Origin of the sequence: Methylobacterium sp. CCH5-D2, assembly GCF_001556475.1 — a bacterium.
Taxonomy (GTDB): Bacteria; Pseudomonadota; Alphaproteobacteria; order Rhizobiales; family Beijerinckiaceae; genus Methylobacterium; species Methylobacterium hispanicum.
Map to the genome: position 1 here is coordinate 1 of NZ_LSIX01000316.1, position 8,767 is coordinate 8,767.

The window sequence follows — 8,767 nt, forward strand, 5'->3', positions numbered from 1 at the left end:
GTCCGGCCCAGGCCGGTGCGTCCCCCCTCATCCGCAGACCTTTTCCCCTGATCCCGCCGGCCAGACCCCGAGAAGCTGCCCGCATCGATCGTGATCCGGTTGCGCCGCGGGGTATCCGGCGGGCGGCGCCCCGGCATGGTCGCGGTGTGACGGAAGGCCAGACATGCCCATCGTGCTACCGGGTGGGGCGATATCTTTCGCGCAGAACGTTGATATCGGCCCGCGGTGCGCGGCCCGTGGTGGCGGCTCTGGAGAGGGGTACGGCGCCAACCTCTTGTCCTGACGCGCTCTCTTGCGCCGAACCGGCGTCCATTTCGGCGCAAGAGCGCTCCGGCCGCCCGGCGGCCACGATCGACGGCAGAGGCGCGGATTAAAATCGAGGAACAAAGATCCTTCCCCGGAGCTATCCCGAAAGCTGGGTAGGCCAGACGGGACTATCGAATGCGAATTCTTGCGATCGCATCATAGGTTGGTGCCGGTTGCCGGTGTATCATTTGATAAATATTCGGCGTTTCTGTCGCAACTGACGGGGTCGTGCGGCTGCTCATGAAAGATCTAGCCCTCATCACGGGAGGCGCGGGCTTCATCGGCCGGCATCTCGCAAGCGCGCTGCTGGCCCGCGGATACCGGGTTCGGGTTCTCGACAGCCTGATCGAGCAGGTGCACGGTGCCGGGGCCGTCCCCCGGGGGCTCGATCCCGCGGTGGACTTCGTGGCGGGCGACGTCCGGGACGCCGGCGCCGTGGCACGCGCGCTCGCCGGGGCGACCCACGTGGTCCACCTCGCGGCGGAGGTCGGTGTCGGCCAGAGCATGTACGCCGTCGAGCGCTACGTCTCGGTCAACGATTGCGGCACCGCGACCCTGTTCCAGGCGCTGATCGAGGCACCGGTCAAGCGCGTCGTCGTCGCCTCCTCCATGAGCATCTACGGCGAGGGGCTCTATCGCACGCATGGCGGCGCCACGATCGAGGATGCGGTGCGCAAACCCCGCAAGCCCGGCGAGCCCTGGGACCCGCTTGATGCGGAGGGCCGTCCGATGCGCCCGGTGCCGACGCCGGAGACCAAGCGCCCGGCGCTCGCCTCGGTCTACGCCCTGACGAAGTACATGCAGGAGCGCCTGACCCTGACGCTGGCGCCGGCCTACTGGACATCCGCCGCGTCGCCGGGCGCATCGGTGCCGAGATCCGCGGCGTCGCGCTCTCCGGCGACCTCGACGCCGCGACGGTCGCTGCGATCCGGCAGGCGCTGATCCGGCACAAGGTGGTCTTCTTCCGCGATCAGACCCTGGACGAGGCTGGTCACGAAGCCTTCGGGCGGCTTCTCGGAGATCTCGTCCCGCACCCGACCGTGCCCTCCCTCGACGGCACGGCGGGAACCCTCGACATCGACGGCAGCCGGGGCGAGCGTGCCAGCTCCTGGCACACCGACGTGACCTTCGTGCCGAACTATCCGGCGATCTCGATCCTCCGCGCGGTGACGCTTCCCGCCTATGGCGGCGATACGCTCTGGGCCAACACGGAAGCGGCCTATGCCGAGTTACCGGAAGCCCTGCGTGATCTCGCGGACCGGCTCTGGGCCGTGCACTCGAACGTCTACGACTACGTGGGCGGACGAGTGAACGTGTCCGATGCCGGACGGCGGCGGTACGACGAGGTCTTCACCCGCACCGTCTACGAGACCGAGCACCCATTGGTTCATGTCCATCCGGAAAGTGGCGAGCGCTCGCTGATCGTCGGCCATTTCATCCAGCGCATTCTCGGCCTGACGACCTCGGATTCTCAGCACCTGCTCGCGATCTTCCACGATCACGCGACGCGGCCCGAGAACACCGTCCGTTGGTCCTGGCGGCAGGGTGACGTGGCGATCTGGGACAACCGCGCGACGGTGCACCGGGCCGTGGACGACTATGACGACGAGCCCCGCGTGGTGCGGCGGGTGACGATCCAGGGCGTCGCTCCGGTCAGCACCGGCGGGAGACGCAGCCGGGCTCGCGACACGCAGACGGGCAAGGCTGCCTGAGGCCTGTCCCACAAGCGCTCCGCGAAGTCGCTGCCGCACGACCGTGGCGGGGCGGGCTCGCCCGTCCTCTCCGACTTATCGGCCGATGCTCATGGCGACACCAAAAATTCGTCTATAAATCATCCGCGCAGCAAAAGATAATACCTCCTTGTCGATGAAATGTAATATTTCCTCTCATTGACCGCACAGCATTCACAAGTCAAATCTCAATCTCGCTTTTGTGATCGCCATGCGTTGTTGCGGCACGGCGAGGCCAGAGAGAATCTGCATGCTTCTGTTGCGACGAAACTTCGTGTCGTATGGGCGGGCCGCCGCACTGATCGGCGGCATCGCGCTGACCGGCTTGCTGGCCGGACCGGCAGCCGCAGTGGAGGGCCAGCTGCGCATCGCCAAGCAGTTCGGCGTCGTCTACCTGCTCCTTAATGTCATCGAGGACCAGAAGCTCGTCGAGAAGCACGGCAAGGAATCCGGTCTCGATATTACGGTCGAGTACGTTCAGCTCTCCGGCGGCTCGGCCGTCAACGATGCGCTGCTCTCCGGCGCGGTCGATATCGGCGGCGCGGGCGTGGGGCCGCTCTTCACCCTGTGGGACCGCACCCGCGGGCGGCAGGGCGTGAAGGGCGTCGCCTCACTCGGAAACTTTCCCTACTACCTCGTCAGCAACCGTCCGGGGGTGAAGACCATCGCGGACTTCACCGATGCCGACCGCATTGCCGTGCCGGCGGTCGGCGTATCGGTCCAGTCGCGCATCTTGCAATGGGCGTCGGCCAAGCTCTGGGGCGACAAGGACTTCGCCAAGCTCGACAAGTTGACCGTCGCCATCCCGCACCCCGAGGCGACGGCGGCGATCGTCAAGGGCGGCACTGAGGTGACCGGCCACTTCGCCAATCCGCCCTTTCAAGATCAGGAACTCGCCGAGAACCCGAACGCCCACGTCGTTCTGAACTCCTACGACGTCCAAGGTGGCCCGTCCTCCTCGACGGTGCTGTACGCGACCGAGCGCTTCTACACGGAGAGCCCGAAGACCTACGCGGCCTTCGTCGAGGCCCTTGAAGAGGCGGCAAAGTTCGTCACGGCCAACCCCGAGAAGGCCGCCGACATCTACCTCAAGGCGACGAACAGCAAGCTCGACCGGGAATTGCTGCTCAAAGTGATCAGGAATCCGCAGGTCAGCTTCAAGATCGAGCCGCAGAACACCCTCGGCCTCGGCCAGTTCATGCACCGGGTCGGAGCGATCAAGACCGAGCCGAAGAGCCTGTCGGACTACTTCTTCGCCAGTCCGCGCACTGCCACCGGCAGCTGAGCAGGCGCATGACCCTCTCGGAAACAAGCGTCCGCGCCGTGCCGCCGGAGCCGGAGACGGCGGCTTGGAGCGGCCCGGCCATGGCGGCTCCCGCCCTGCCGGACCCACTCCTGCGCATCTCGGGCGTCAGCCTCGAATACCGCACTCCGGCGCGGGTCGTGCGCGCCACGCATCGCGTCAACCTCGACGTGTACGAAGCGGACCGCTTCGTGTTGCTCGGCCCATCGGGCTGTGGGAAGTCCACCCTGCTCAAAGCGGTGGCGGGTTTCATCTCGCCGGTGGAGGGCGATATCACCCTAGATGGCGTGCCGGTGCGGGGCCCGGGGCCGGACCGCATCGTCGTGTTCCAGGAGTTCGACCAGTTGCCGCCGTGGAAGACGGTGCTGCAGAACGTCACCTTCCCCTTACGCGCCTCCCGCCGCCTCGGCCGGCGCGAGGCCGCGCAGCGGGCGCGCCAGGTCATCGATAAGGTCGGCCTCACCCCCTTCGCCGACAGCTATCCGCATCAGCTCTCGGGGGGCATGAAGCAGCGCGTGGCCATCGCCCGGGCGCTCGCCATGCAGCCCCGGGTGCTGCTGATGGACGAACCCTTCGCGGCTCTGGACGCGCTGACCCGGCGCCGGATGCAGGAGGAATTACTGGCCCTCTGGGACGAGGTCCGCTTCACCCTGCTGTTCGTGACCCACTCCATCGAGGAGGCGCTGGTCGTCGGGAACCGGGTGGCGCTGCTTTCGCCCCATCCGGGGCGGGTGCGCAGCGAGATCAACAGCCACGCCTTCGATCTCACGAGCCTCGGGAGCCGCGACTTCCAGGCCGCCGCCCTGCGCCTCCACGAGCGCCTGTTCGAGGCTGACGGGAGCGCCGCATGACCGCGTTCGCCACGACGTCGCGCACACTTCCGCCAATCCGGCCAGAGGTCGACCAGGTTCTGCCGCCCTTCGTGGAGGCGCCCGTCACCCGCGCCCTGCCAGTTGGCGCGCGCCTGTGGCAGCAGGGCTGGCTGCGCAAGGCGCTGATCCTCGCGATCCTGGCAGCGGCCTGGGAGGGACTGGCGCGGGCCAAGGACAACGATCTCCTGCTGCCAAGCTTCACCGCGACCCTCTCCGCCCTCGCCGAGGGACTGGCCGACGGCGAGCTGATCGAGCGCGTGCGCATTTCCCTCGCCGTGCTGGCACAGGGCTACGCGATCGGCGCTCTCCTCGCCTTCGGGCTGACGACGCTTGCGGTCTCGACGCAGTTCGGCCGCGACCTGCTCTCGACCCTGACGGCGATGTTCAATCCGCTCCCGGCCATCGCGCTGCTGCCGCTGGCGCTGCTCTGGTTCGGGCTCGGCAACGGCAGCCTCGTCTTCGTGCTGGTCCACGCGGTCCTCTGGCCGCTGGCACTCAACACCTTCGCCGGGTTCCAGGGCGTGCCCGAGACCCTGCGGATGGCGGGCCGCAATTACGGACTGACCGGGCTGGCCTACGTCTGGCAGATCCTGATCCCGGCGGCGCTGCCGGCGATCCTGTCCGGCCTCAAGATCGGCTGGGCCTTTGCGTGGCGCACCCTGATCGCCGCCGAACTCGTATTCGGCGCGGCTTCCGGCAAGGGTGGCCTCGGCTGGTACATCTATCAGAACCGCAACGAGCTCTACACCGATCGGGTCTTCGCAGGCCTGCTCGTCGTGATCCTCATTGGCCTCTTCGTGGAGAACGTCGTGTTCGCCACCCTGGAGCGAGTGACGGTGCGGCGCTGGGGCGTCGTCCGCTGACGCAGGCATCCGATCCAAGCCCGGCGCATTTCCGCAAACCGTCATTCTGATCAGACTGTTCATGACCCAAAGTACCCTGAGCCTCGGTGCCTTCTTCTACGCGACGGGCCACCACATCGCCGGCTGGCGGCATCCGTCGAGCGAGGCGGATGGCGGGATCACCCTCTCACGCTATGTCGGCTGGGCGCAGAAGGCGGAAGCCGCCAAGTTCGACCTCGTGTTCCTCGAGGACGGAACCGGCATTCGCGACACCAACCTCCGGTCCAGCGAGCGAACGGCGCGTTCCACTCATTTCGAGCCGGTGACGCTGCTCTCGGCGCTCGCCGCCGTCACCCGCCGGATCGGCCTCGTGGCCACGACCTCCACGAGTTTCAACGAGCCCTACAACGTCGCCCGCCGCTTCGCCTCGCTCGACCATCTGAGTGGCGGCCGGGCGGGCTGGAACCTCGTCACCTCGGCAACCGACGCGGAGGCCGCCAACTTCGGAAACGATCGGATCGCGCAGCATGCCGACCGCTACGAGCGTGCCGAGGAATTCGTCGACGTGGTGCTCGGCCTCTGGAACACCTGGGACGACGACGCGGTGCTGATCGACCGCGCGAGCGGCCAGTTCTCGAAGCCGGACGGCTTCCGGCCGCTGGACCACCGGGGCAAGCATTTCGAGGTCCGCGGCCCCCTCAACATCTCGCGCTCGCCGCAGGGCCAGCCGGTTCTCGTCCAGGCCGGCTCGTCGGGTCCGGGCAAGGACCTCGCGGCCCGCACCGCCGAGATCGTCTTCACGGCCAACCAGACGCTCGACGAGGCCGTGGCGTTCTATGGGGATTTGAAGGCCCGGATGGCCGGTTTCGGCCGCGCGCCCGACGACCTGAAGGTGATGCCGGGGCTGTTCCCGGTGGTCGGGCGCACGGAGGCCGAGGCCCGTGCCAAATTCGAGGACTTGCAGGACCTGATCGATCCGGTGGTCGGGCTGGCGCTGCTGGAGCGTATGATCGGCGGCTTCGATCTCTCCGGCTTCGACCCGGACGGGCCGGTGCCCGAGTTGCCGGAGGCCAACGGGGCCAAATCCCGTCAGCAGTTGATGTTCGACCTCGCCCGCCGGGAGGGGTTGAGCCTTCGCCAGCTCTATCTGCGAATCGCCGGGGCACGCGGGCATTCGCAGATCGTGGGGACCCCCGCCCAGATCGTCGATGAGATGGAAGCTCGCTTTCGGGCAGGAGGTGCCGACGGGTTCAACATCATGCCGGCGACGTTGCCGGGAGGCCTCGACGACTTCATCGAACTCGTCCTGCCGGAGCTGCGGCGCCGTGGCCTGTTCCGGGAGGATTACGAGGGTCGGACGCTACGCGGGCACCTCGGCTCCCGCCCGCCGCCCGGTTTCGGCACGGACCGCTAGTCAGGGCTTCACATCTGGCCTCGGGTCCGAGACGAAGCCGTCCCGGTTCGGCATCTGGACGGCCGAGAGCGATCGGGCATCGAACACGGCGTCCTCGGGCGCGAGCCCGTTCAGGTGCAGGACGTAGCCCGAGACCGCATAAACGTCGTCGTCGCTGAGCGATTGCGGGGCGTTCATCGGCATCGCCCTGCGGATGTAGTCGAACAGAGTCGGCGCGTAGGGCCAGAAGCTGCCGACCGTCTTCACAGGCTTGGCGGAGGCGAGCGTGCCCAGGCCGCCGGCGAGCCTTTCCCCCGTGCCACCCTCGCCCCCGCTGCCGTGGCAGGAGGCGCATTGTGCCTCGAACACCGCGCGGCCATGGGCGACGCTGCCGGATCCTGGCGGAAGTTTCCGGCCGTCGCGGTCGATGTCGATGTTCCAGGCGGCGATCTCTGCCTCGGTCGCCGGGCGGCCGATTCCGAAGTGGTCTGCGCCGTGAGCCGCGCCGCGGATGCCGAACACGAGGAACGCGACAGCGAGCGCCCGGACTTTACGCGTAGCCATTGGCGACCTCCCCATCCGCCGCGATGCGCCACGGCACCACCGCGTTGTTATGGTAGAACGACTTGAGGCCGCGGACTGCCGTCAGATCCTCGAAGCTCGGCTGGACGTAGCCGGTCTCGTCGATGGCGCGGCTCGCGATGGTCGTCTGCTGGCCGTCCCAAGTCCAGGGCAGGCGGAAGCGGGTCAGCGCCCGGTTCAGGACCGGCTCCTGCAACGCCGCCTCCCGCCAGCTCTTGCCACCGTCCGTCGTGACCTGCACTCCGCGGATCCGGCCGCGCCCCGTCCATGCGAGGCCGGTGATCTCGTTAAAACCGGGGGTGATCCGCTGCGTGCCGGAGGGCCGGGTGATGATCGACTTCGCCTCCATGACGAAGGTGAACTGGCGAGCCGTGCCGTCCGGCATCAAGTCGGTGTACTTGGATGTTTCTTCGCGGGTGTAGCCGGGCTCGGCCGCGACGTTGAGGCGGCGCAGCCACTTCACGCTCATGTTGCCCTCGAAGCCGGGCAGGAACACGCGCAGGGGATAGCCCTGCTGCGGGCGCAGGCGCTCCCCGTTCTGGCTGTAGACCAGCAGCGCGTCATCGAGGCACTTCGCAATGGGGATGCTGCGGGTCATCGCGGCCGCGTCGGCGCCCTCGGCGACGACCCATTTTGCATCGGGCTTCAGCCCGGCCTCCCGCAGCACGGTCGCAAGGCGCACGCCCGTCCACTCGGCGCAACTGATGAGCCCGACGAGGTCCGAGGCCGTCTTGCCCTTGATCGCCTCGAAGCCCGGATTGCCCGAGCATTCGAGGAAGTAGATGTGCGACTCGCTCGGGAAGCGGCGGACGTCCTCCATGGTGAGAACGAGGGGGCGCTCCACAAGCCCGTGGATCATGAGCCGGTGCTGGGCGGGGTCGATGTCCGGGATGCCGCCGTGGTGGCGCTCGTAGAACAGCCCGTTCGGCGTGAGGATGCCGTCGAGATCCTGCAGCGGGGTGCGGGTGGAGGCCGAGGTGTACTGCTTGAGGCCCTTGGGGATGTTGCGGATGATCCCCGCCTCGAAGCGCGATGGCGTGCCGTAGGGCTGGCTGCCGGTATCGGCGCCGGGCGCCTTCATCCAGTCCGGGATGCCGGGCGGCGTCGCCTGCTCCGCGCGGGCTCCGCTGGCGGCCACTGCTCCCACCGCCGCGGCGCTCCGGACGAGAAAGCGCCGCCGGGCGTGCATCGTCATGTCATTATCGCTCATGGGGCATCACACTCATGATCAACTGGCGCTCTCCCACCGATAGTGGTGCAACATGGTGGCAACGCGGCTACCAGTGCCCGTCACCTCAGGCCGTCCCGACGCGATACTGCCGGGGCGGTGCCTCGCCGGAGATCGCGAAGGAGCCGACGCTGCGGTCCCGGTAGATGCGGGGGTTGTGGGAGGCGATGGTGCGGGCGTTGCGCCAGTACCGGTCGAGCCCGGCGCCCACCTTCACCGCCGAAGCGCCGAGCGCGTCGAACAGCGACGTCGTCGCGCTCAGGATCAGGTCGGTGACCACGCTGACCGCTTGGTTGACCTCGACATCGGCTAGCGTTGCCTGCCGCTCCGCCTCGTTCGATCCGGCCTGGTGAGCGTCGTGGACCCTCTGGACCGCCTCCGCGGCCTTCAGCACGGTGGCGCCCGCCGCGTAGGCGTTGGCGCGGACACGACCGACGACGGCCTGGATCTGCGGGTCGTCGGCAGTACGCCCGGCATTGCCGTGGCTGTAGACGCGGGTGCGCTCGGCGAC

At 68.0% G+C, this 8,767-nt stretch carries 7 protein-coding genes and 2 pseudogenes; 6 read left to right on the forward strand and 3 right to left on the reverse strand.

Annotated elements, in window-relative coordinates; translation table 11 throughout:
- Positions 1 to 546: 546 nt before the first annotated feature.
- From AX737_RS08250 to AX737_RS08275, 6 genes and pseudogenes are all read left to right on the forward strand, one after another.
- Positions 547 to 1,143: pseudogene (locus AX737_RS08250) on the forward strand (SDR family NAD(P)-dependent oxidoreductase); the annotation flags it as partial.
- Positions 1,143 to 2,018 (forward strand): TauD/TfdA family dioxygenase, encoded by an 876-nt coding sequence (locus AX737_RS08255; protein ID WP_066920504.1) that lies wholly within the window; start codon positions 1,143 to 1,145, stop codon positions 2,016 to 2,018. The pseudogene AX737_RS08250 and the gene AX737_RS08255, both read left to right, overlap by 1 nt.
- A gap of 229 nt (positions 2,019 to 2,247) precedes the next feature.
- A complete protein-coding gene (locus AX737_RS08260; RefSeq protein ID WP_238232160.1) occupies positions 2,248 to 3,321 on the forward strand; it encodes an ABC transporter substrate-binding protein in 1,074 nt (357 codons plus the stop codon).
- An 80-nt stretch (positions 3,322 to 3,401) separates the two neighbouring features.
- Positions 3,402 to 4,190: an ABC transporter ATP-binding protein gene (locus AX737_RS08265; protein ID WP_238232162.1), complete on the forward strand. Its 789-nt coding sequence runs from the start codon at positions 3,402 to 3,404 to the stop codon at positions 4,188 to 4,190.
- Entirely contained in the window at positions 4,187 to 5,074 is an 888-nt protein-coding gene (locus AX737_RS08270) for an ABC transporter permease (protein WP_066920508.1), read from the forward strand. The genes AX737_RS08265 and AX737_RS08270 overlap by 4 nt, the downstream gene beginning before the upstream one ends.
- Positions 5,075 to 5,135: 61 nt before the next feature.
- A complete protein-coding gene (locus tag AX737_RS08275; protein ID WP_066920510.1) occupies positions 5,136 to 6,467 on the forward strand; it encodes an LLM class flavin-dependent oxidoreductase in 1,332 nt (443 codons plus the stop codon).
- On the opposite strand, the gene AX737_RS08280 is transcribed toward AX737_RS08275, so the two are convergent.
- From AX737_RS08280 to AX737_RS08290, 3 genes and pseudogenes are all read right to left on the reverse strand, one after another.
- Positions 6,468 to 7,010, reverse strand: a complete 543-nt coding sequence (locus tag AX737_RS08280) for a cytochrome c (RefSeq protein ID WP_066920512.1) — start codon at positions 7,008 to 7,010, stop codon at positions 6,468 to 6,470. It lies immediately after the preceding gene.
- Positions 6,997 to 8,238, reverse strand: a complete 1,242-nt coding sequence (gene soxC / locus AX737_RS08285; protein WP_066920514.1) for a sulfite dehydrogenase — start codon at positions 8,236 to 8,238, stop codon at positions 6,997 to 6,999. Before soxC ends, AX737_RS08280 begins: the two co-directional genes overlap by 14 nt.
- Positions 8,239 to 8,323: 85 nt before the next feature.
- A pseudogene (locus tag AX737_RS08290) lies at positions 8,324 to 8,767 on the reverse strand (monooxygenase); the annotation flags it as partial.